This is a genomic window from Chryseobacterium camelliae, assembly GCF_030818575.1.
Lineage (GTDB): Bacteria > Bacteroidota > Bacteroidia > Flavobacteriales > Weeksellaceae > Chryseobacterium > Chryseobacterium camelliae_A.
Genome location: NZ_JAUTAL010000001.1, coordinates 413537 through 437441, shown reverse-complemented (window position 1 = coordinate 437441; position 23905 = coordinate 413537). Strand labels below are relative to the sequence as shown.

At 38.1% G+C, this 23905-nt stretch carries 22 protein-coding genes; 13 read left to right on the top strand and 9 right to left on the bottom strand.

Annotated features, from left to right (window positions below; translation table 11 throughout):
* The first annotated feature begins 48 nt into the window (after nt 1-48).
* From QE404_RS02010 to QE404_RS01985, 6 genes are all read left to right on the top strand, one after another.
* Nucleotides 49-666 (top strand): hypothetical protein, encoded by a 618-nt coding sequence (locus QE404_RS02010; RefSeq protein ID WP_307445859.1) that lies wholly within the window; start codon nt 49-51, stop codon nt 664-666.
* A 31-nt stretch (nt 667-697) separates the two neighbouring features.
* Nucleotides 698-1219 carry a hypothetical protein gene (locus QE404_RS02005; protein WP_307445856.1) on the top strand — a complete coding sequence of 174 codons (522 nt, stop codon included), beginning with the start codon at nt 698-700 and terminating at the stop codon, nt 1217-1219.
* Nucleotides 1220-1949: 730 nt separating this feature from the next.
* Nucleotides 1950-2159, top strand: coding sequence for a hypothetical protein (locus tag QE404_RS02000; protein WP_307445854.1), 210 nt, complete (start codon nt 1950-1952; stop codon nt 2157-2159).
* Between the two features lie 30 nt (nt 2160-2189).
* On the top strand, nt 2190-2636 hold the full coding sequence (locus QE404_RS01995) for a transposase (protein WP_307445852.1): 447 nt from the start codon (nt 2190-2192) through the stop codon (nt 2634-2636).
* Nucleotides 2637-2716: 80 nt separating this feature from the next.
* On the top strand, nt 2717-2998 hold the full coding sequence (locus QE404_RS01990) for a helix-turn-helix domain-containing protein (RefSeq protein ID WP_307453678.1): 282 nt from the start codon (nt 2717-2719) through the stop codon (nt 2996-2998).
* Nucleotides 2999-3127: 129 nt separating this feature from the next.
* Nucleotides 3128-3442: a hypothetical protein gene (locus tag QE404_RS01985; RefSeq protein WP_307445848.1), complete on the top strand. Its 315-nt coding sequence runs from the start codon at nt 3128-3130 to the stop codon at nt 3440-3442.
* A gap of 462 nt (nt 3443-3904) precedes the next feature.
* On the opposite strand, the gene QE404_RS01980 is transcribed toward QE404_RS01985, so the two are convergent.
* The 8 genes from QE404_RS01980 to QE404_RS01945 form a co-directional block, all read right to left on the bottom strand.
* On the bottom strand, nt 3905-4948 hold the full coding sequence (locus tag QE404_RS01980; RefSeq protein ID WP_307445846.1) for a hypothetical protein: 1044 nt from the start codon (nt 4946-4948) through the stop codon (nt 3905-3907).
* A gap of 1027 nt (nt 4949-5975) precedes the next feature.
* Nucleotides 5976-6887, bottom strand: a complete 912-nt coding sequence (locus QE404_RS01975) for a helix-turn-helix transcriptional regulator (protein ID WP_307445844.1) — start codon at nt 6885-6887, stop codon at nt 5976-5978.
* Between the two features lie 913 nt (nt 6888-7800).
* Entirely contained in the window at nt 7801-9102 is a 1302-nt protein-coding gene (locus QE404_RS01970; protein ID WP_307445842.1) for a HAMP domain-containing sensor histidine kinase, read from the bottom strand.
* A gap of 3 nt (nt 9103-9105) precedes the next feature.
* On the bottom strand, nt 9106-9783 hold the full coding sequence (locus QE404_RS01965) for a response regulator transcription factor (RefSeq protein WP_307445840.1): 678 nt from the start codon (nt 9781-9783) through the stop codon (nt 9106-9108).
* Between the two features lie 2 nt (nt 9784-9785).
* Nucleotides 9786-10451, bottom strand: coding sequence for a hypothetical protein (locus tag QE404_RS01960; RefSeq protein WP_307445838.1), 666 nt, complete (start codon nt 10449-10451; stop codon nt 9786-9788).
* Nucleotides 10452-10521: 70 nt separating this feature from the next.
* The gene (locus tag QE404_RS01955; RefSeq protein ID WP_307445836.1) at nt 10522-11229 is read right to left on the bottom strand and encodes a hypothetical protein; all 708 of its coding nucleotides are present in this window, start codon (nt 11227-11229) and stop codon (nt 10522-10524) included.
* 1576 nt (nt 11230-12805) lie between these two features.
* Nucleotides 12806-13708, bottom strand: coding sequence for a hypothetical protein (locus QE404_RS01950; protein ID WP_307445834.1), 903 nt, complete (start codon nt 13706-13708; stop codon nt 12806-12808).
* An 85-nt stretch (nt 13709-13793) separates the two neighbouring features.
* Nucleotides 13794-14696 (bottom strand): hypothetical protein, encoded by a 903-nt coding sequence (locus tag QE404_RS01945; RefSeq protein WP_307453676.1) that lies wholly within the window; start codon nt 14694-14696, stop codon nt 13794-13796.
* A 1022-nt stretch (nt 14697-15718) separates the two neighbouring features.
* Between QE404_RS01945 and QE404_RS01940 the strand changes: the two genes are divergently transcribed.
* From QE404_RS01940 to QE404_RS01910, 7 genes are all read left to right on the top strand, one after another.
* Nucleotides 15719-16288: a DUF4840 domain-containing protein gene (locus QE404_RS01940; protein WP_307445831.1), complete on the top strand. Its 570-nt coding sequence runs from the start codon at nt 15719-15721 to the stop codon at nt 16286-16288.
* Between the two features lie 84 nt (nt 16289-16372).
* Complete coding sequence (locus QE404_RS01935; RefSeq protein ID WP_307445829.1) at nt 16373-16861, top strand: hypothetical protein; 489 nt, start codon at nt 16373-16375, stop codon at nt 16859-16861.
* A 171-nt stretch (nt 16862-17032) separates the two neighbouring features.
* Nucleotides 17033-17656, top strand: coding sequence for an RNA polymerase sigma factor (locus QE404_RS01930; protein ID WP_307445827.1), 624 nt, complete (start codon nt 17033-17035; stop codon nt 17654-17656).
* On the top strand, nt 17646-19022 hold the full coding sequence (locus QE404_RS01925) for an outer membrane beta-barrel protein (protein ID WP_307445825.1): 1377 nt from the start codon (nt 17646-17648) through the stop codon (nt 19020-19022). The genes QE404_RS01930 and QE404_RS01925 overlap by 11 nt, the downstream gene beginning before the upstream one ends.
* A gap of 798 nt (nt 19023-19820) precedes the next feature.
* Complete coding sequence (locus tag QE404_RS01920) at nt 19821-20417, top strand: DUF6134 family protein (protein ID WP_307445824.1); 597 nt, start codon at nt 19821-19823, stop codon at nt 20415-20417.
* A gap of 457 nt (nt 20418-20874) precedes the next feature.
* Nucleotides 20875-22125 (top strand): hypothetical protein, encoded by a 1251-nt coding sequence (locus tag QE404_RS01915; RefSeq protein WP_307445822.1) that lies wholly within the window; start codon nt 20875-20877, stop codon nt 22123-22125.
* Nucleotides 22116-23189, top strand: a complete 1074-nt coding sequence (locus QE404_RS01910; protein ID WP_307445820.1) for a glycosyltransferase family 2 protein — start codon at nt 22116-22118, stop codon at nt 23187-23189. The genes QE404_RS01915 and QE404_RS01910 overlap by 10 nt, the downstream gene beginning before the upstream one ends.
* Nucleotides 23190-23236: 47 nt before the next feature.
* Here QE404_RS01910 and QE404_RS01905 read toward each other — a convergent pair whose 3' ends face one another.
* Nucleotides 23237-23806 carry a Crp/Fnr family transcriptional regulator gene (locus QE404_RS01905; protein ID WP_307445818.1) on the bottom strand — a complete coding sequence of 190 codons (570 nt, stop codon included), beginning with the start codon at nt 23804-23806 and terminating at the stop codon, nt 23237-23239.
* Nucleotides 23807-23905: the final 99 nt, after the last annotated feature.

Below are 23905 nucleotides of genomic sequence, written 5' to 3'. Positions count from 1 at the left end.
GATGCCAACTACAGTATCAACACTTTAATAATATAATCAATTCAATAAATGATGAAACCATTACTAAACACAAAAAAAAGAATCCTGGCAGCCAGCCTGCTTATTTCAGGCTTTGCGTATAGCCAAGTCGGTATTAATACAAGCAACCCCACCAAAATCCTGGATGTCAACGGGGATATGCGGGTTAGAACCCTCAACACCATCTCTGCACCTAATATTGCTTACGTCATCACGGCAGATACAGATGGCAACTTGCACCGGAGCACACCACTGGATACGATGTACTCCACAGGCATCTATGTCAAATCTACATCGGTCAACAATTGGAATAACATCAAGGTAGGTGCTAAAGGAACCAAATTCGATTTTACCGGGAGGGCTGCAATAGGCAGCGGGATAGATTTCACCTTTTCCGTGTTCTATGATTATGGTTCAGGATTCTCCGTAGTAGGGACACCGGTTTCGCAAACCAGCACCAGCATCACGGTTTCCGGCACCAGCAGTACCACTTTCACCGTGGCCCTAACGGTTTCCGGCACCACCTACAATTTTGTCTATACCGTTACCGACCCGGTCATACCTTCTACAGGGCTTGGTAGCATCAGTGTAACCAATTCGGCCTCCATTGGAGTGACCGGCTCATTTGTTTCATTATACCATTCATAAGATGAGAAGACTGACGATTTTATTATTGATAATGACGGGCCTATCAATGGATGCCCAGGTCGGGATCTTAACCACCTCCCCAACCCGGATCCTGGATGTTAATGGTGACGCGCGGGTACGGGTGCTGTCCGATATCCTGATGCCCAACGTGTCACAGGTGCTGGTGACGGATACGAGTGGATTACTGCAACAGGCAACCCCTATAGATGTGCTCTACTCCTCCGGATTGTATAACCGTAATGCAGGCTCCAATAATTACTGGACGGGCATCTATGTGGGCAGCAAAGCCTGCCGGCTGGATTTTACAGGCAGGATCGCCGATTATTCTACAGATTTTACCTTTTCGGTCTTTTACAAGATTGGTACCGGCTTCCAGATGGTCTCCCAGAACGTGGTAACCATCAACCCCAATGATGCAACTTCTTTTTATGTCAACTGGGGAAGCGTTAATTATCTTTTCCGATTTACGCTGACTGGCAATACTGCTTCTGTGCAGGCAACAAATGCAGGATGGTGCCAGGGAACATTCCGGAGCATTCCTATAATGGATTAAATATTATCCATCATTGAATTTTTAGCTGCAATCATTCTTTTTCATTTTATAATGATGAAAAAAATTATTGAAACTGGAGGTTGCAGCTTTTTAGTTAAATCACAGATATATTCTAGAGTTTATGAGAGAGTATGATTAATATTCAATACAATTGATAACCAAATATTTAGATTAAAAAAAAAGATTCTAATATGAAATGTTAGGACACACAATATTGAAGAAGTTGTGATAAAAATTTACCAGATTTATATGACTTCTGCAATTCTAATCATCTTTCTGATCATGATGGGAAAAAATAATCAAAAATCAAGAGTAATATAGCTCTATACAGGTTAGCGGCCTAGCTTAATAATAAATTTGACAATTAGAAAACTGTACGTAGCGCTGCTGTATGTGATAAAGTAAGAAATTATGTTGTTTTTAATCCATAAAGAAGGGAAAATATCAATGCTTTTGTTTTCTAAACCTGAACATTATTAAAATTATGAAAATAGATAATAAGCGATTTATCAACCGTTATTTGTTCTTAATTAATATTGGTCTTCTTCTTTGTATCTCATTAACACCTATTATTTTCTTGCTATGTCAAATTAGGATCTCTCTGTTCATATTCATCGCTATTTTGTTGCTGATATTTTTACAGTTATTTCTAATATGGGACTTACGATATGTAGAAGTTATTAATAGTAGCATGTTTCTGTCAATCAGGAAATATCATCCTTTCAAAAAAATGGATTGGAAAAAGCAGTTAGAGTTACCCTTCAGTGATATCATACGAATGAAATTCACTGGTAATCAGTTTAATCGTAAGCTGACTATTATTTTACAGCGTCCAGCAAACAGAAAAAAAATAATTAAGCTTGGTATGTCAGGTTTAAGCAATATAGACATAGAGAAATTTACTTCATCTGTAGATATGAGCCTAAATGATAGAAAATAGAATTATTTATAAAATAATAATGGATCATTAATGAACTTTAAACAAATACACATTGGAAAACTGATCGAGCAACGCGTACAGGAAACTCAAATAGAACTTACGAGGATTTGTAAATTCTTTGACTGTACTGAAAAAGAAATTGCGCAAATGTATGAAGCTGAAAACCTCTACGCGGATTTCATCCTGAAATGGTGCAAACTGCTGGAGTACGATTTCTTTAGGATTTATTCTCAACATCTTATCCTATATGCTCCTATCGATAACCAAAAATATGAAAATAAGAAGACAGGAAAGCTTGCCCTTCCTTCTTTCCGCAAGAATATTTACACAAAGGAGATTATCGAATTCGTTATAGAACTCATCCGAAACGAAACAAAGACAACAAGCCAGATTACAGAGGAATACAATATACCAAAGACCACTTTGTATAAATGGTTGCAGAAATACAGCACAATAAGAGATCGTAAAATCTCATAAAAATTCTACTAAATTTTGAATCTAATTAAGTCAATTATTATTTTATGAGCCATCCGAACTATAAAAAAATTTACACTGATATGATCACCATTAAACATCCTGATAAGCTTGAAGCATGTAGTGATATTTTGCAAAAATCAAAACTAAATACTTTTGATGTAATCAATCTTCAAAAAAAAATCTTCGGTTCGGAAAATGCTTCTATAGGACAATTTAATCAACGTCATAAATCTTACGACAAATCTACAATTATAAAGATCCTGGATTACCAAAGAAAAAATTCTTTGAATAACAGCGAACTGGCCATACATTTCAGGCTTAGCAGAAATACCGTGGCCAAATGGAAAAAGCTGTTCCTGTAATGTACAACTTTAAAATTTATCTGGTCAATGAAATTAAAAAGACCATAATTTGGAATGAATAGCTAAGAATCTAAAGCAAATCACATCTTAAGCATGCCTCACAACAAATGTCTAACTTTGATAAGAGGAATGAGGATTTGTTGGGCGGCAAAATTGCAGATTGGCCTTATTGTCCGGAAACCGATACCATCCAAAATCCCTCATGGTATCTTAAACGGTATCAGTTTTCTGCTTAGCCTGAACTCCGGTAATTCGATTACAGACTATTTCTCCACAGTGAATGACCCGAACGCCATTATCATGGTGGCCGGACACAGCCTGGGAGGAGCATTATCACGGGCACTTATCCTTTTTGTACCCAGACTCTTTATTCCAAAATACCTACACGGGCCAAAAGCCAAAACTGGACAACAAGAACCTATGCACTCACAGGCACGGATGTAGGCAACAGCGATTATGTGGATTACCTGCACACCACTTTCCCACCACAGGCTGAAGAACCTGCCCTGAAATAGCAGCAATATGCAATCTCCAAACATAGAATTTTCCCATCTGATTCATTGCAGCAGAAAAACATGAAAAAATCAAAAGGCCATCTTACCTCATAAGATGGCCTCTTTCATAAAATTCCCTGTAGCAGTAGGTACTGTGACGAGTGTATCAGAGATTCTCAAACTACAGTTTTCGACCGATATACCTTTCCTGATATAGAGAATTTTGTTTTTAATAAGTCTGAATATGTAAAATTGTGTTTCCAGAAGGTTAAGAAATTTATGGTATTAAATCTTTATTCTATATTTTTTGCATCTATTGATAACCTTACAGAAATACAGAAAGAGAAAATGACGTTCAAAAGTTCTGTATCCCACCGAATGCCACGCCTCCCAAAACAGGTTTAATATCATATTAAGGTACAGGGGATGCTGAGGCTGAAGATGTGTTAGATCCTCCAAGATCAAAGGTAGCATCGGAATTGTTGACTACCTGATTATTTCTTATAATCATCGTATAAATAGTCCAGTTTCCGTTTGGTGTGCCTACAGATGTCCCTGTATCTCCCAAAGAACTTGTGGATGGGAAATCTGCTGTAATCCTCCACGTCCCATTGGATTTAAATGCAAACACATTCTGCGGAGTAAACCTGTTCCTATTGGGGTTACCTGTATCAACAGCCAGAAATAGATTAAAATAGGAACCTACGATGATTAACGTATAATCTGAAGTCGAAATCTTAGTATCAAAATTACTAATATAATCACCGTTTACATTATTTAAATTGTATTTTTGATAATAGAAAACCTTCTCAGACTGTGCTCCTTTATAGAATTCTCCCGTAGCATTGTCTATGGTAAGATAAGCAGCATTGGCATTGGACGGCTGACTGCTGATACTATTCACTTTTATTGAAGGTGTACCGATCGCTGAATTATTGATCTCAAATTTAGCGGAGGGCGAACTGGTCCCTAATCCGAGCCTGTGATTAGCCGCATCTACTGAAAGCGTGCTTCCGTCTACAGAAAAAGCATTTGCTGAAGTTCCCGTAAAGGCTAATGTATTTCCGTTCTGGCTAACGGTGGTATTTCCGGACAGGCTTCCACTGCCTTTATAGATGCTGGTATCTGCTCCCACACCTATCTTTTGCCACAAGTTTCCGTCAAAATAATAGTACCCTTCAGACGTAATGTTTGCCGTTTTGGCACTTGCGGAATTAACGGCTGCAGTGGCATATACAATAACTCCTTTCTGGTCAGAAAGATACTGTCCGTCAGCAGATTTTATCTGATCACCGGTTAATTTCGGTGCGATAATTCCTTCAGGCCTGGTTCCATCCGTTGTTTTGGCTGTTACATCAAGTGTTGCCTTCGGAGAAGTTGTATTAATGCCAACTTGTCCATACATGCATCCTGTTATCAACAGGAATACTGTTGCTAGATTTTTTTCTTTTCGCATTTGTATTTTTTTTTAATCATATTGTTGTTCAATCTGTCTTATTTACCGGTGATCTGTGATCAGGAATTTCCTTGGTATCGCTGCATTTTACTCCTGCATGTATTGATCATATGCCTTATAATACATAAACAAAAGCAGACTCTTTACTTTTTTGTAATCATAAACTTCTCATCAGTTAAGAAAGAGAAAATATTGTTCACAGTCCGATCTTGTATTTTCAATCGGAAGGCTTTAAAAAACCACCTGACTAATACGTGTAACAAAGTAATTACATTTTTTTTCAGAAGCGATAAATATGCTATCCCTCAATGGTACTACAAACGTAATTTTACCATCTGAATGAAAGATCCGCCCATACTTCAATCATACTTCAATTTAAAAATCTAACATATAAATCACTGAAAATCAATACTTATACTGTACTCGCCCATATACAAGAGTAATACTGAAGAAAAGCTGATTTTAAAATTCTTGACCCTACTGAACGGTCTCTATTTCAAAAAATCAGGCTTGAGAAATACAATTCTTCAGATTGTGGCAGCTATGAAGAATTGTATTTTTTGAGAAATTCATATTACTATTATTGTTACATCCCTGAAAAGCCATCTAAACGATGAGCAGGTTTGAGAGTCAATCGGTAAAAAATATCTGTCAAGGAGATTTAGAGATGAAAGAGTATACAGAGGGAAAGACTTTTAAGAATGGTAACAAACCACATTCTCAGTACCGAAATTGCAAAAGATTTCATGCTGGAAAATTGAGTTAAGAAAGATGGTGTAATTATAAAAAGCTATAATCCTATGAGGGCTAGACTCTGTTTTGTACCTTCCGGATGACAGAATACGGAGTAGCGATACCTTTTCATCGTAGGCTATAATGGATTGACCAATGGTACTTGCCAATATCGATATCAGGTGACATCTTATAAAGGGTGGAAACGTAAAAAACACCAATACAATATGTATCAGTGAAAGAAAACTCATTAAAAAATTCAATTTTTATGACATCATGCAATAGTAAACAGGATTTAGCCTAAGTTCATCATCCAGAGATTTAGATCGGCATCAGAAGGGATGTTTAATTGCTTTCTTAACCTTGTTTTTCTTGTCTGCACCCCTTTTATGGTAAGGCGGTGGTAATGCGCCACCTCTTTAGTGGAGAAATTCAGTCTCAGTAAGCAGCAGAAACGGATCTGAGCTATCGTTAAGTCAGGATATCTGGATAATAAATTCTGATAAAAAACAGGATAAACTTCTTTAAACCTGGGAATAAATGCCGGATCATCACTTTTGGCCAGCTCTAAGACTTCACTAAAAGAATTGTTTATCTGTTGGCTGAGTTCTGAAAGCTGTTCATTATTTTTTTCAATGGTTTTCCTGTTACTTTTTACCTGCTTCATATATATCATCCCTAAACAGATGATCAACACCATAGAAATGACTGAAAATACAAGTAAATTCCGACTCTTTTTTGAAACTTCCATTTCAAAGTCCTTTTGGTTCAGCTCTGCTTTGGCCAGCAGCTGAATGAGCAATTTCTTTTTGAATAATTCATTGGTGTAATTCTCTTTATTATGATAGTATTCAAATAGCTTCTCACTTTTCTTTGCAGCTGCTGTATTGCCGGTTTCAGTATATATTTTGGTCAAAAGCTGGTAGATTTCGGCAATGTCCCTATAGCGTTTATTTGAATTATTCTCCTGGTAGTCCAGAGATGTATTGGCGTAATTGGTCGCATCCTCAAACCTGCCGTGAAGAAATGCCAAGTGTGCAAGATTACAGTATCCCATACCTTTTAAATTACCGGTACTCACTTTGAGAGATTTTCTATAAAAAAATTCCGCCTTATCAAGTTCACCCAGAGTTTCGTATGTACTTGCAACATTTAAGTAATTATAATCGTAGCCGAAAGGTTTTCCTGCTTTTTCCAGAAGCTTCATCGCCTCTAAATTTATACGTAATATTTGTTTCCATTCCGGATTTAAATAAGACATACAAATGGCTTTGTATACCAACAATTTTCCCTTTGCACAATTTCGTTTTTCATATTGTTGTATAGAATTAGAGACCGTTAAACCCTGATTAATAAAATTAAGTGCAGAGTTATACAGACCAGCCTCCTTGTATATGGTTGCTTTCTGCAGAAATATAAAAGCAAGTACATATTTGTCATCATACTCTTTTGCCAATTTTTCCGCAGCAAAAGTGTATCTGACCATATTTTCATTATCACCATGCATTCTCGCCGTTACTCCAAGAAAAAAGTTTCCATACAGCTTTCCCTTCTCATAATTGTTCAGTTCTGAAAATTTTAAAATTTTCTCAGCATTTTGTGTTATATAATCCACATTATTCTCATACAACTGATCATCTGTTACGGAAATTAAGCTGTCAATAGAGGTAATAGAAATATTTGCCTTACAAGAAGAATATAAAAAAATAGCAAGAAGGAGAAATTTCAAATTATACATGCAAATACATTATTGTTGTTAAATTTTTTTCAATAATCAGCAATATAAATTTATTAAAATGAATCCTTTCTTACAAATTCCGCAGGTATTTTGTTATCAGTCTAAATTATTATGCCAAAAGGATTGTTAACATTCTGATTACTATACTCCGACTGCTTTACAGAATGCAGATATTTAAGCATGTTATTTCTTAATTCATCCTTTTTGGCTGATGTATCCAGATACACACTGATTATCAAAAAAGTTAAAATTTTAATATTTCAACTGATTTACTTTCGAGTAGGATGATGTTAAAATGGAATATGAAATGGAAGTAATCATCGGATCTCATGGAATAGAACAGTCATATGATCAGTCTACATGTATAAGTCAATCTAAACTTTTACACCTCATCAAACACTATTGTTGCAGAAAATCTTTCATCCGCAGAATCGAGCGACAGTTTAGCTTTGTTTTTCCCGCTCAGGATATCAGAGATCCAGAGGCCCAGGCCGAAACCGTCTTTATGAAAGGTATCCCGGAGGAACTGCCCTTTCAGCTTTTCGGGATTTTCTATGGTTTGGCTGACGGAATTGGAAATCACGATGCCTTTGTGCTGATTCTGGAAGACTCTGATGTCAATGACGGGATCACCTTTAAGGTATTTTACAGCATTTGAAATCAGGTTTTTAATGATCACTTCTACCTGACTCTTATCTGCTAATACAGTAAAATCGCCATCCACCGGTGAAAATTCAATCCTGAACCGCTGGCCGTTGAGGGCCATCTGCTTCATAAAGCTTTCTGAAAGTTCCAGCACCATTTCTGCAATATCGATTTCAGACCTGTTGGTCCGCAGGTTCCCGGATTCGATCTGGCTCATCCAGAGAAAATTGTCTACCAGTGCCTTCATGCGCTTCACTTCCTGCTCCTGATTGTCCAGCAGCTTTTGGGTATCTTTATCCAGCAATTCCCGATCGAAAATTTGAAGCTCTGTAAGCATGGTGCTGATGGGCGTCCGCAGTTCATGGGAAGCCGTTGTGAAAAAGGCCGTCTGCTGCTTCACCTGCTCATCGATCCGCATCAGCATCCGGTTCAGTGCATCGGTAAGATGGTAAAATTCGTCCTTGGTCTGCGATTTAGACAGCAGGCTAATATGCTCCAGATCCACGGTGTTCGCATTACGGATAATCCGGCGTAGCGGCCTGAGGAAGAAGCCGGAGAGCAGGTAGCCACCCAGAAAAGAAACTAAAAAAGCAACCGGAAGGTAAATGTACAGCAACCGCCGCAGCTTCTGAATCCCGGAATGGTAGTTTTCTGCCGACAGTGCAAAATCCACCGAGATGCTGCCGCCGTTTTCGGGATATTTTTTCAGGGAAACCATGCGCCATTTTTCTCTGTCTGCGACATCTCTCGGAAGGGTATTGATCAGCTGGGTTTTCGTTACGTGATTATCATAGATGATCCTGAAAAATTCCCCATTTTTAGGCAGCGGAACAGAGATCGGGTTGATATCGGTTTTCTGGAGAACCGCATTGGCCGCAGACGATAACTGGAGCGAGAAACTCCGGTCAAGCTCCGTCTTGGCATTGTTGTACAGGGAATATACGATGACGCTGACGCACAGGAACAGCAGCGAATTGAACAGCAACCCGAAACGGAACCTTAAGCTCTGATAAAAAAAAGATCTCGGCTGGCTTTCCATGCGTTATTGTTTTTCGCCTTTAAGCATGTAACCGGCCCCGATCACGGTCTTGATCAGCTGTTTCTCAAATCCTTTGTCGATTTTCTTCCTGAGTTGGTGCATGTAAACTTCCACAATATTGCTTTCCGGATCGAAGTTCATATTCCATGCATTTTCCAGAAGCTGGTTTTTGGTGAGGACGAGGTTGGCATTCCTGACCAGATATTCCAGCAGCACGAATTCTTTGGAAGTCAGTTCAATTTCAGTATCTCCCCTTTTCACTTTCCGGGAAGGGATATCGATTTCCAGATCCTCAATCCTTATTTTCTGCTGTCCGTTCGAGCCGGAAAAACGGCTCACGGTACGTATTCTGGCCAGCAGTTCTTCCCATTCAAAAGGTTTCCTGATATAATCTGCTGCACCCAGGTCCAGCCCCTGCACCACCTGTTTGGAATCTGCAATGGCACTGATGATGATCACCGGCGTTTCTGCCCCGAAGGCCCGCAGGTTCTTCAGGAAATCAAACCCATTGATTCCCGGCAGCATCAGATCCAGCAGGATCAGGTCAAAATCATTCTTTACGGCCATTTCCAGGGCTTCAGAACCGTCATTGCAGACTTCTGTCTGGTAGCCTGCCTGTGACAGGCCCTGCTGTATAAAACCTGCCAGCTTTTTTTCGTCTTCGGCAATCAGTATTCTCATAGTCAGCGTATTTTATAAACAATACTGTCAATGGTGATCTCCTTCACCTTCACCGGCGGAAACTGAAGGGTATTGATGGTCCCATCGTTTGCATCCCGTTCCAAAGCGGTTACTTCCACCTGTTTAGCCTTGATCAATAATGGTGCTAATATCCTGCTTTCTTCAGGATTCAGCATCACCGTTTTCCGGCCGATCACAAATCCGGTGGTTTCGTTCTGACGGCTCCTGATCCATCCTGAAACAGTTCCCTTAATCCGGATTTCCTTTCCCGGACTGGGTTTCGGCGGGGGTATGCCCCGGGTGTCAAAGGTGTTTTTACCATCTTCCGATGCAAGGGAGATCAGCTCATAACCGCGGTCTCTCTGGTCCACTTTTAGTTTAACGAAAGTATTAAGCTGCGCAATATCCAGGATCTGCCTGGCAAGATGGGGCGGAAAATGGATTTCGGATTTCTGTTTCCCCTGATCCAGGGTCATCCTGTCTATATTGCCTTCAGGATTGGTTTCATAGGCTGTTACCTTGCCATTTAGCCGGATTGTTTGTTTAGTTTCCGGAGGCGAAACAGGTGGCGGTAACGGCGGCTTTCTATCACAGCCGCCAAGGCAGAAAACAGCCCAAAAAATAAAAATTATTTTCGATATATGATATGTTGCCTGTTTAAAAACCATAGGGTAATAATGCAAAACCTGAGCAAATTACGAAAATCTGATCAGGTTTTACTGTTGATTCAATGAGATTTTACAGTGAATATTCCTTGCCGTTCACGCTGATCGTTCTGGCATGTACGATGTTTAATTTCCGCTCTGCCACTTCACCGGAATTATCCGGTTTTTTAAACCCTGTGAAAGAGATTTTCGCTCCTTTCACCAAGGACTGTCCTAGCTGCTGATAGATGTGCGGAGGCATTTTGAGAAGGGTTTGATCCACAAAGATCCCCACCACGGCATCGCCCTCTCTATTTTTCTGCAGGTCTGTGATGGTTCCGCTTTCCGTAACAGCAACTTCCTGGGGAGGTGTCTCCGGAACAGCCGGCGGCGTATCTTCAATGGTTTTTCCATTGGCTGAAATACTGTTCATACGGAAGGATTTTTCGCCATTAGGTGCAACATCTGCAATACCTTTGATGCTGATCTGGCTGCCCTGTTTAGCAAGAGCTGTTATCTGGCTTCCCAAATGTGGCGGGAACTTGACAAGGACTGATCCTCCATTGCTGTTCAGATAAAATCCGTCATAAACAAAATCATCATTGGTAACCATTTTGGACACTGTTCCGGAGAGTGTGGTAATCTCTTTCAGTGCATCAGGTCCCGGTCCCGGTCTTTCTATTCCCGGACGCGGATCTTTAGGGGGAACCGGAGCCTGAGCCTGAGCGTTTACCACTACGGCAGCCATTAAAAATACCGCTGCTGCCAATTTTTTTCCTTGGTTTAAAACATTGTTGTTCATCTTATTAAAATTTACATTATACATTTTGATTGTTTTTCTGTAACAAATGTATCATGACCTTATTAAGATGATATGAGGGTGAAATTAATTTTTCTTAATGTCCAGGAACCGAAAGAAATGAAGATCGGACAACACCATCCGCGGCACAAGGCATTCCGGAAGGCTTCCCGTTCAATCTTCATCACGGAAACAGATATTGGACATGGAATCCCTGTTGTTCCCGTTGAAGAGATTCCTGATCCTATGAGGACAATTTTTTATACTTGTAATTTATTTTTGACAGGGAATCATTTTTAAAATGCATAATGAGTACATATTCCTTTTTTTTATGCGTGTTGACAAAATATTTCCATCTGTTTTCTGAAACAAAAGATATACTATTTTTTTCAAACAATTTAATAATGTCACTTTTACTTCTTCCTTCCAATTGATTATTGATGATGATGTCATAAATATAAACCGGCTTACCATCAATGGGGATCTGCCAGAAATATTCTTTCGGAAGAAAAGCTCTTAAATACTTAATCAAAAAATTAATTATCATACTGATTTATATAGTTTTGTACTAATGTATTACTCCGGTTCAAGTTTTAGGAATTTCATGCTTTAAAAAACAAAAATCAAATGTATTGCACCACATGCCTGATTGAAACCCTGAATTTTATCGAATGTTATGATCCTGCAAAAGATATCTGAATCACCCCCCTATCTTTTACAGGATTATGTACTGTTCAATTATATCATGGTTATTCTTGGCCTTAAAAAAAGGCTCTGGACAATAAAATAACTCCGGTCCGGTTACTGTTATTAGATCCGTTATTTCCTGTAAAATTTATCCTCTCTACGGAAACTGTCAGCCTGGTTGAAGTTCCGTTATTGGCAGCGTTTACTAACGATGAAGTAAACACATCGAGAAGCATGAGTTACTTCCGTCAGAACAGGATGCCAATCTCTGAGATCAAAAGGATTCTCTGAAATTCATAATAATGATCATAAATAATTTGAAATATGAACAACCATTACCTCCGTATACCATACGTCTAAAGAACCATTAACTCAAGTATGCCGGCATATATTGTTTTACTAATGCCAACCTGTGCGTTAGTAAACATCATACATAAAAAAGTACTGGAAAAAATTTCATCATGTTTAATATAGTTTTTGGGTAGTTGCAAACATATTAATTTTTTTTATCAACATACCACACGAATAGAAATATTTAACATAAATATGATCTAAATCATTGTTTTGAACAATTAATCTGTGTAATAAGTAAATAAATTTTGAAATCAATAGTTCAAAAACCTGCTGAAGATTGTAGAAAATAAAAAAGCTTTACATTTAGCCGTTGGCAATGATTTCATTAAAATTATCTTGATCCCACAGGCATTTTGTTCATAACCTGACAGAAAACCCTGATGATACTGCTGTGCAAAATAACATAAGGAAAAGCCGTCACCACAATTGGGTTAACGGCTTTAATAGGTTGATTATGATGAGTTACTCAGTGAATAATCTAAGGAACACCCTGATTTTTTTCAGGTAAAAATTATGGTCTTCTTTCTTGAAATATGCTTTAATTCTTGCTATACACCTTCGCAGTACTTTGAATACCCCAGATATTCACTGCATTAGGTGCAGAGCCCAATTCCCCTTCTCTCACCACCTGTATATTAAAGGTATAGGTTCCGGGAGCTAAATTTGAAATGGAATACGCTGCCGGAAACGTAAATCTGATCCTGGATACTCCTGTGTTTGTAACAGCCCATGAAGTCATTGAGGTAGAAGTATAGGTTGCTGCGGATGTTCCTGACTGAGTGATCTGAAACCGCAATGAACCCATGGATACCCCAGTATGGTCCACGTCTCCCCAACCGTCAAAATTAAGCGTCACAATAGACTGGTTGTATCCCGGGGGTACGGTAACCGTCACACTGCTCCCGGTGATCGTCTGATATGTGTTACCGGTGGCTATGGCCTGTGCTGCATTGAGAGTACCGTTAAAATCATTGTTTGTGATTTTCCAGCTGGTATCCGGAATGGTATTGACAGCGAGATCAAGATCCCAGCCATTGGTCGCATTGGCGGTAAGGATACCCAGTACACCGGGAGATAAAATATATGTATTATTTGCCGTGTTACCCCCTCCAATCCGTATCGTCTGGCCGGAGACCGCGGCTAAAGTAAGATTAGAACTCGAGCTGTTATTTTTTATGAAATATTTTCTTCCCCTGAAATCTGAGGCGGAGCCGTCTGAGGTTGACATTTGAGGCAGACTTGCCGTTGCTGCGGATGTACCTGCAAAGGATACATGATAATCTGTAGCGGATAAAGTACTGTTAGCGGTGATTTCACGGTAACTTCCTTCCAGTGATCCTCCAATATCCAGTGTGCTTGAAGGCGTATTATTATTTATTCCAACCTGCGCGTTTGTGATCAAAATTATTCCCAAAAAGGGCAGTAATAAAACTTTTTTCATATGAATATTATTTTTAAGTATCGTGTATTTAATGGGGCTGTGCCTAATCAGTTAGCGTATGCATACAACAACTGTATGGTAAACATTAATTTTTACTGTATACTTCCGCTCTGCTTTGAACTCCCCATATAACAACTTCATTGGGTGCTGAACCTGCCTCCCCTTCTCTTACAACCTGTAAGTTAAAAGTGTAGGTTCCCGGAGCCAGATTAGAAATAGAGTACGCTGCCGGAAAGGTATACCTGTAGTAGCCTGATGTATTGACCGGGGCTGCCCAGGAGCTCATGGTGGTAGAGCCATAGGTCGTAGCAGCTGTTCCCGTCTGGACGATCTGGAACCGCAATGAACCCATGGATACACCTGAAAAATACGTATGCCCCCAACCGTCAAAATTAAGCGTCACAATAGACTGGTTGTATCCCGGGGGTACGGTAACCGTCACACTGCTCCCGGTGATCGTCTGATACGTAGTGCCGGTTGGGATAGTCTGTGATGTATTCAAAGTACCGTTAAAAGCATTGTTCGTGATCTTCCAGCTGGTATCCGGAATGGTATTGACAGCGAGATCAAGATCCCAGCCATTGGTCGCATTGGCGGTAAGGATGCCCAGTACACCTGGAGATAAAATATACGTATTATTTGCCGCATTACTTCCTCCGATCCGTATCGTCTGGCCGGAAGCCGCGGCTAAAGTAAGATTAGAACTCGAGCTGTTATTTTTTATGAAATATTTTCTTCCCCTGAAATCTGAGGCGGAACCGTCTGAGGTTGACATTTGAGGCAAATTTGCCGTTGCTGCGGATGTACCTGCAAATGATACGTGATAATCTGTAGCGGATAAAGTACTGTTAGCGGTGATTTCACGGTAACTGGCTTCCAATGATCCCGCAATATCCAGCGTACTTGAAGGGGCATCAGTCCTTATCCCTACTTGTGCTTTAGTAATTAGAATAAACCCGAGTAACGGAAGTAATAAAACTTTTTTCATTTGTTTTTTTTATTTGATTCTACAAAATTTCAATACCTTAACAAATATAACGAAAAATATTAAACATGATTACAATCATATTAAAAAAATATTTTTTTTGATAAATTTTCTTTTTTATCCTATATCTCTGATAATAAATTACCGGCCAGCACAGGATTTTTCATCCATTCTGTAAAGTTTTTCCGGTTAGACTCTTTAAAAAGAAATGGGAGAGATTCTTCTATCAAGCAGTAAAGATGAAAAAAAATTAACATCCGGGCATACCAAAATCAGGCATCAGACAACTTCGGTTCATAGATAGCATCACTAATAATTTTGCAATGCTTTGAGAAACTTAGCCAAAAGATGGCCGTCATAATATCGATCTGATGATACAGCAAGTCAAGGTTTAAAAATTTTTGTGACTTGTGGGCTCTGTCGAACCTTCGGTTTGTAGTTTTTAATCCTTGCCAAAACAAGCTCTTTCACGCTGTACGCTCCCCCTTCCCCATCACATCCCTATTTATCAACCGAGTTTTCCTATTCCTCAGTTAATGGTTTTACTTAGTCATCAAAAATATGCTTTACTCCTTTTGTGATATTAAAGAAAAATTACACAGTAAAAATAATTACTACATCAGCACTAAATCACACCATTTGATCTTTTGATAATTTATTCAGGTGTTACGGTCAGGTTTTGGGAGGCATTATCCTTATTCATAAATAAGCAAAAATTTATAGGTAGGCGCAAAATTGTAAACGTCAGCACATTCATATTATCTGATCTAAAAATTGATTATTAAGTCTAATTTGTTTGAGTTAGGTATATCATGGCAAAAAGCCTAGGTTACATACAGATTTTATCTGCATACAAAAGTATTGGTCCAAAGACAAACAGTCATCAACATAAAAATAAAACCCTGATTTACAAATAATTAACATATTATATGTTTTTTTTCATGCAAGGTTTTCAAAAATATCACATTTACTAAATGAGTACTCGAAATAAGGACATTAATTAAAATATTTAAAGAATTTAAAATATGAAAATTGTATCAATATCAAAAACTGTAGCTGCAGTCTTAGCATTAACCATCCTTTTCTTAACCTCATGCGAAAGAGATGATATCATTAGGCCAAAAGACGTAACGGCAGTAGGCGGGCAATATTCGGGTGAACTTAATGTAACCGGTACAGCTACCAAAAAATATTCAACCAAATTCGCTATTGGTGGTGTGGGCATAGAGCTTGGCCAGATGCCATTAGATGAGATCATACCATTAGTGATAAAGGATAGCCAACAGGCGCAGACCGCACTTGCCAAAACGCCTTTTGGACTACTCAAAATGGATTATTCGGCTGTATCAACAGAATCAGGGATTATCAATGTCTTCGCTACACCAGAGCAGATGAAGTTTGACGTTCTTGAAGACGGGAAAACTAAGAATGTAAATGTATCCTTCAATGTAACCAGCCAGCCGGTATATAGCATCTCCAAAAAGACAATCAACTTTGAAGTGCAGGCAACCCAGATTTCAGTGGACGGAAAAGTAGTCGCTTCTTCACCTATTCATTTCAAGTTTGTACAATGCAAAAATCTGAGTGCCAAATAGCACAGATATTTTACCGTGCTCTTCGCATCATTGCCCAAGCGTACTAAATGATCATTCTAGTTTAACAATATTAATAGTAAAAGCATGAAAAAGACATTTTTATTTGCTGTCCTTGCAATAGCAATCAGCACAACATCAACATCTGCACAGGTTGCAGCTAGGAAAAAAGAAGCTCTATCAACTATGGATAGCAGAACAGGCAGAGCAGTAAGCATAACGTTTCGGGAAGCAAAAAATTATTTCACCAACAATACGGCTAAGCCTGCAGTAGTAAAAATTGCCACACAGGAAGAATTTGACAAATACTTTGGGGCAGCAGCAACAATGAAGTCCAAACCAACTGAAATTGATTTTTCAAAGGAGTACGTTTTAGCGGTCATAGGCCAGGAAAGCAAGAACAACATATCAATGAAAGCACAATCAGTCGTTAAAAAAGCAGATGGGAAACTGGTGATCAACTATAGAAAGTCTGTCGGTAAAAAACAGACCTATACAATCATCCCAAGCATTGTCCTTATTGTAAATAAACGCACCGCTGGTGAAGGAAGCTTAAGTGCAGTGGAGATTAAGTAATGTGAGATTAATGTGGTTATGAAGGGGGGGACAGCATCCAAAGTGATGCGCCCCTTTTTAGCATTTCAATTGATGAAAAAATCAACTTGAAAACGCATTAAACTCAAATTTAATGAAGTTTTTATGAATTTATCTTTGTACGACATCAGTTTTACTCTTAATAACCTAAATTTGTCATTAAAATCTAGTGATGATCAGCCTATGCCTGCCAATCCTTTAAAAGTAATTATTTCCGATGAACAGGAATTGGTAAATGACCTTCTAAAAAAGGAAAAAAATGCCTGGAAATATTTTTATAATTTGCATGCCAGGGATCTCATCCGGATATGCGGACGTTACATCAGTGATCGTGAACAGATCGGCGATATCCTACAGGAAGGATTCGTAAAGATGTTTCAGTCCATTGATAAGTTTGAGTACAGAGGAGATGGTTCATTGAGAGCATGGATGACTCGGATTATTATTAATGAAGCCTTAGCTTACCTGCGGGCGTCTACTAAAAATATGGAAGAATCTGTTGATCCCCAGGAAATTCCTGATACTGGTGATCATGATGAACCTGAAGTGGAAGCTGTTCCAGAATCTGTATTGTACTCAATGATTCAGGAACTTCCGGATGGCTACAGGACCGTCTTCAACCTTTTTGTATTTGAAAATATGGGGCATAAGGAAATAGCAAAACGTCTTGGTATAGCGGAGAGCTCTTCAGCATCCCAGTTTCACAGGGCAAAAAAGATTCTGGTAAAAAAAATTACCGATTACAAAAACAGTAATAAAGGAGGCTATGGAAGATAAATGGTTAAATAAGCTGCGAGATAAGGTTAATGATCATGATCCGCAATATGAAGATGATTTTTGGGACGCTATAGAAGCCCGCATTTTTCCGGAAAATAACGAAAAAATTGTGCCGGTCAAAAAAGCGCCCATCATCAGGTTAGTTACTCTGGCAGCATCAGTGGCTGCCTGCTTATTGCTTTTTTCCGTCTTATTCTTTCTTTTAAAAGATAATCCTTCGCCATCCGAAAAAAATTCAATTGCAAGCAGGAACAAAACGGCTGATAAGCCCTCTGAACTTCAAAATGAAAGCATGTCTCAGGATTCACAGTATCCCAATGACCGACAGTTATTGCAGGCGACAGCACCGGTTAGTACAGGTACACCAGATATAGAAGAGAATAGTTCTATCGGTAAGGAATCTGAAGAGCATTTTGCCGATAAAGGGACTGAACCCGATCAAGTAAACGCTTTATCTTTAGGTACATCCATCTCAAACGCAAAAGTGCCTTCAGTAGCCATCGATGACACTGTAATAAGGCCAGACTTAACAAATACAAGTCCAACTCAGGAGCTAGTGAAAGCAGCTGAGCAAAATGATGAAATTATTACAGCAGACAAACTTATTGAAGACATCAATATAAAGCGAAAAATTCTTGCTAAAAACAAAAAGCCCAGTATTATTAAAATCTTAGGGGGAAGTTTATTATCAGCCGGAATCATTCCAGGCGCAGCCTCAGTAGCAAGTGGCTATGCTTCATTCAATGATACTGGATTTGGTTCTGATCCATCTTCTGTAGACAGTCCGGGCTCCGGCTACCTTGATGACATTGTTGTTGGTAATCAAAACCAGCAGGTCAGTTCAACCATCAGAAAAAACAAGGCATTATCTGTAGGTATTTCTATAAATACAGACATTTCAAAAAAATGGAGTATAAGCTCAGGAGTTTTTTATACAAAGCTCAGTTCTACAGTTAATGCAGGATCTGATGAGTATAATTATTCTACAAAGCAGGTAGTCCATTATATTGGTGTTCCTGTGCAGCTTAATTACCGATTTATTAACAAGCCCAAATTTCTATTGTATGTTGGTGCCGGCGGGCAGGCTGATATAGCTCTGGCATCCAAAAGAACAGATAAGTATGAAATAGCCGGAGAAAAATTTACAGAGAACGACCCTTCCTACAAACCGCAAAGCATCCGTTTTTCCCTGGCCGCTGCCCCGGGAGTGGAATATCGTTTCAATAAAAATTTTGGGGTGTATATAGAACCGGGCGTACGGTACTTCTTTCCTGAAAAAAACGAATATGGGACCAATGTTGAAAAAAATCCAGTTAATTTCAGTTTGCGGACAGGTTTAAGATATACCATTAATGCAAAAAATTAATGCATAATATCATTACTTAAATTGACAAGATTTGTATGATTTAGAATTTTACATAAATGAATCCATTGCTATAATGATCTTTGCATATATAAAATTATATTTTAATTAATTACCAAATTTACTTTCACCTCTTTCTACAGCGCATGTTATAGTTTCTAATACAGCATAAAACAATCTCTTATCATTACCGAATAGCATAAGCATAAGTAGGTATTGCATTGAATAAACCCTCTATTCATTGATCGTAAAAAGGCGCGATCCGTTTTTACGGGTCTTATATGCATGGCGTATAATCAAATCATCTCTATGAACACGCAGTCTAATTTTAGCAAGTGATCTAATATTCAGTATGATACAATATGAAATTATTCCAAAGTTTTTTTTAGAGTTTCAGAATATGAAATAATTCTCCAGGTACTCAACAAATTTTACATGAACTTTTTGTAGTGAATGATAAGAAAGCAGAATAATGCAATGTAACTTAAATTAAGATACTGATCTCCTGATAATTAAAAAATTAATTGAAATATATTCAATTTTCCACGCAAGGTTTTCGCAATACTGTATTTAGTAAGTGAGCACCTGAAGTAAAAAGTAATATATCATGATGATTAAGCATCCAAACCTAAAGACGCCAACAGACAGAATTAGAGGAACTTTTGCAAAAGTCAGCACAAAAAAATAACGACTTCAATGTCAGTTTTTACATCAGCATTGAGCCTCACGCTTTAAAATCCTTAAGATCGGTCCCAACACAACGATAATGATATTGAATCGGAAAATAAACAAGAAGATTATATGAATAACTATTGTATTTCAGCACTGGCATTTTTAATGTTCATTTCAACAATGTCTTACGGACAAAACACCGTTCAGTATTATGATGTTATTCATAATGATAAGATAGTGGGCAGTACAATTGTGAAAAAAACAGGAAGTGATCAAAACTTCGTTATCACGCTGAACTTTTCTGCGGATATTACATTTTTAATTAAAAGAGTCGTGATCCTTGGTAAGGAACATGCTCTTTTTGAAAACGGAGTTTTGAAATCCGGTTCCGTCTTCCGACAGGCTAATGATAAAATTAAAACAGACAATTCAATAAAGTACCTGGGAAATTCTTATACTGTGCATGACGGCCATCAGTCCCATGCTTTGCCGATAGGTGAAATACGCAATAATATGCTGAGCCTGTTCTTTAGCGAACCCCGGAAACTTACCTCCATATATTCCGATAGCCAGCAGAAATTAGTCAATTTAAAGGAAGTAACTCCCCACAGATATGTGATTCCGGGAAATAATGAAAGCAGCAGCACCTATATTTTCCAAAACGGACAATGCAGCAGGATTATTTTGAAGAGTGATCTGTTATCTATACAGCTGGTCAGAAAGTAAGATATATGCCGGCTTTTAAATATAAAAGTTTACATCACCATTTTGAACATCTGTACCGATGAAAATAAAAAATACTTGCCCTCGTATCTCTGATCATACCGAAAAGATCAATGATGAAACGAACAATTATGCTCAATATCCTAAGCAACAACCTAAATATAAGATTTATGTGAAGTCCTTATTGATGCCCAGCGCTGTGTTTTTTAAAGTATATATTCTAAATATGGAGATTTTGAGTGGCTGGGAGGGATATTATGAAGCAAAGAGTAAAGCATTTGAAAGATTCCTTTGCTACTCTAAATACATAGAATCGTTAAAAATCCATCATAATCCAGAGGACAGCAAATAAGAAATGAAATACAACCTGCATTTGCATTCTGACTTAATACAGCATAATCTACCCGTTTTCCTAAACTACTTTTATATATAAGATTCTTACATACTTCTAATACAAAATATGATGTACAAGACATTTAGACTTAAAATAGCATCGTGTTCTTTTATCATACTAGCTATTATATTAGCCTGTTCAGAAATAGAAGAGCCATTTTTTCCTGAAAATGTACCTGTTGTTCCAGATAACAATAAGGAATACACCGGAATTATAGATTACTTTACGGATAAGGGAATGATTAATATAAAAACTTTTGCCAATGCCAACCACCCTGGTGAAAATGACCTTTCTCTGATTAAAGATATCAGTAATCCTAATTTCAGCTACTGTCATCCTGATGTAGAATATTTCCCTAATGGATTCAATGGATATAAATACTGGATGGTATTCACGCCTTATTTTGGTGCTGTTGAAAATGTCCAGATCTCTAAAAGATACGAAAATCCTACTGTTGTTGTTTCTAATGATGGTTTAAACTGGACACCTCCTACAGGTAATAGTGGTGGGCCGATACAGATGACCCCGGGAATTCATGAGAGTTTCAGAGAAAAAAAAGGTGAAGAAATACAAGGTTTTTGGTCTGATGTGGACTGGAATTATAACAACGGGAAATTTTCCCTTTATTACAGGGGCAGCATGATTAAGGCTGAAGCATTAAAGAAAAGAGGAGAAAAAAGCTATAACAACTATAAAAAGCTAATGAGAAACGCACAAAGGACAATAGTACGGCAGACCTCGACAGACGGAGTCTCCTGGACCCCGCTGGAGGTTGCCTACACCAGTAACCCACCCTATTCTCCTAAAAATAATCACGTTATCTCTCCTACTATCGTGTATAATGGTGCCCAATATATAAGCTTTGAAGTTCAGAATAATATCAGCTCCAACTTTCCCGGTAATAAGCCTTCCTACATAATCAGAAGGACTTCAGTAAATGGTCTGGATTTCTCAGAGTTCAGACAGAGTAAAGTTGTAAATTTCATTAATGAACCTTGGATAAAAGTGAACACCCAATATGCTCCCTGGCATGTACAGGCTACTTATGCAGAAGGATATTATTTCCTGTGTATTGCCGCAGGAGATGTTAAGAAATGTACCTCAGAAATTCTTTATTTAGCCGTTTCTAAAGATGGCCTTAACTTCAAGGTTTTTCCCAAACCTCTGGCAGATAAGAATGCTTACCGATCTTGTGTATTTCCCATGCATAGCAATGCTGAAAAGATTGATTTCGGCGCTGTGATCGGATTTAAAAATGGAGTTTTTACCTATAGGGAATTCCATCTAAACAAACTAAACCTTAACCAATGGCTATAAATAAAACTACTGACAATAAGAATAATTTTCTGGTATCCGTAATTATCCCCATATTCAATACAGATCAATTTTTGTCAGAAACAATAGAAAGTGTATTGAATCAAAGCTTAACGGATTTTGAACTTATCTTAATAAATGATGGAAGTACTGATAATTCTGGCAATATCTGTCAGGAATTCATGAGAAATGATAATAGGATAAAATATTATTACCAGAGTAATGCGGGAGTTTCCGCTGCAAGAAATTTAGGGCTAACGTGTGCTACAGGACAATATATCTTCTTTCTGGATTCAGATGACACCATTGATAGAGAGTTTCTTGAGACAGCGTATGTTGTTTCAATGTATCAAGACAATGACATCACTATATTGGGCAGTTATTTCTGTAATAGGAATGTTCCTATCCCGGCATTACCAACCTGTGCTCAGTTTTTAAAAAGGGATTTTCTAGAATCATATAAAGACATCCAATTTCCGAAAGATATACAACCTTGTGAAGACGGTCTATTTTCTCATCAGTTACTCGCTTTAACTTCCCGTATCGGGGAAAATCCCAAGGCGATCTATCATTACAGAAAGCATGAGAATCAAAATCACATAAAAATTAATCAACACTGTGATCGTATTTTAATTCAGATCTATCAATGGAGAGCTATTCTGGAAGATTTTTATGTAAAATATGATTTATATCCTGAAAAAAATCTACACTTAGCCCTTTTCATTCAGCATGAGCCTTTTGAATTAAGATATTTGGGAATGCCATTCGATGAAGAACAAAGATATTTGTTGCATAACCTTATTAAATGCTGGGCGTTTCTTCTGATTCAAAATTTAACCAAACAGGAAATCAAAATGCTGTCAAAACCATTTTTGTACTTCATTTCTACTGATACCCCCACTGATTTTGAGCGATTCTTTAAAAAATACCGGTATTGGAGAAGAGTAAAAAAAAATATACTGTTATTTTTAATTCGTTTTATTGTTGTGAAACGAATAAGGAGAAATTTAAGACAGAAAATTACTGCTGATTTTAGAAAGGATGAAGATATGATGCATGCAGGATAAGGCTTTTTTTAATAGAATCTTACAGCTCATTAATCTGTATTCTTAATTTATGATTTCCCATATTCTGCCCGGATGACACTAAGCGTCTGCTGCGTGATGCCAAGGTAAGAAGCAATATGTCCCAGAGGTACACGCAGGAGGATGCCCGGATAATTTTGCAGTAAAATCTTGTATCGCTCCTGTGCCGTCTGAAACTTGATGGAATACAGCTGGTCTGAAAGCTGCCTGATAGCAGATACGGCCAGAAAACGTGACAAACGTTGCAGTTGCGGGTCTTTATCCACATAGGGTTCAAGCACGGAAAAATCAATACTTCTGATTACGCTGTCTTCCAGCAGCACCAGGTTAAACGGATAATATTCGTTAAAAAAAACGTTTTCAATAGGGGTATATATGGAAGATTCATTAAGAAAGAAATGGGTGATGTCTTTTCCTTCTTTAAGGTAATACAACCGCATCAGGCCGCTTTCAAGATAGAAAAACTTCTTAGATTTGCTGCCCTCAGCCAGCAGTTCATATCCTTTTGGAAGCGCCGTTGTTTCGAATAGGTCATCCAATAACCTGCTCATATCATTGGTAAGGCTAAGATGTTCGTTAAGGTAATCAGTAAGTTTCATGTATCTGTCATGCGGTTATCAATGGCTGAAAGCCGGTCATTTTACCATCACCGGCCATCACCTGTATGATCACGATTACAGCAATATCTGTTCCTTCAA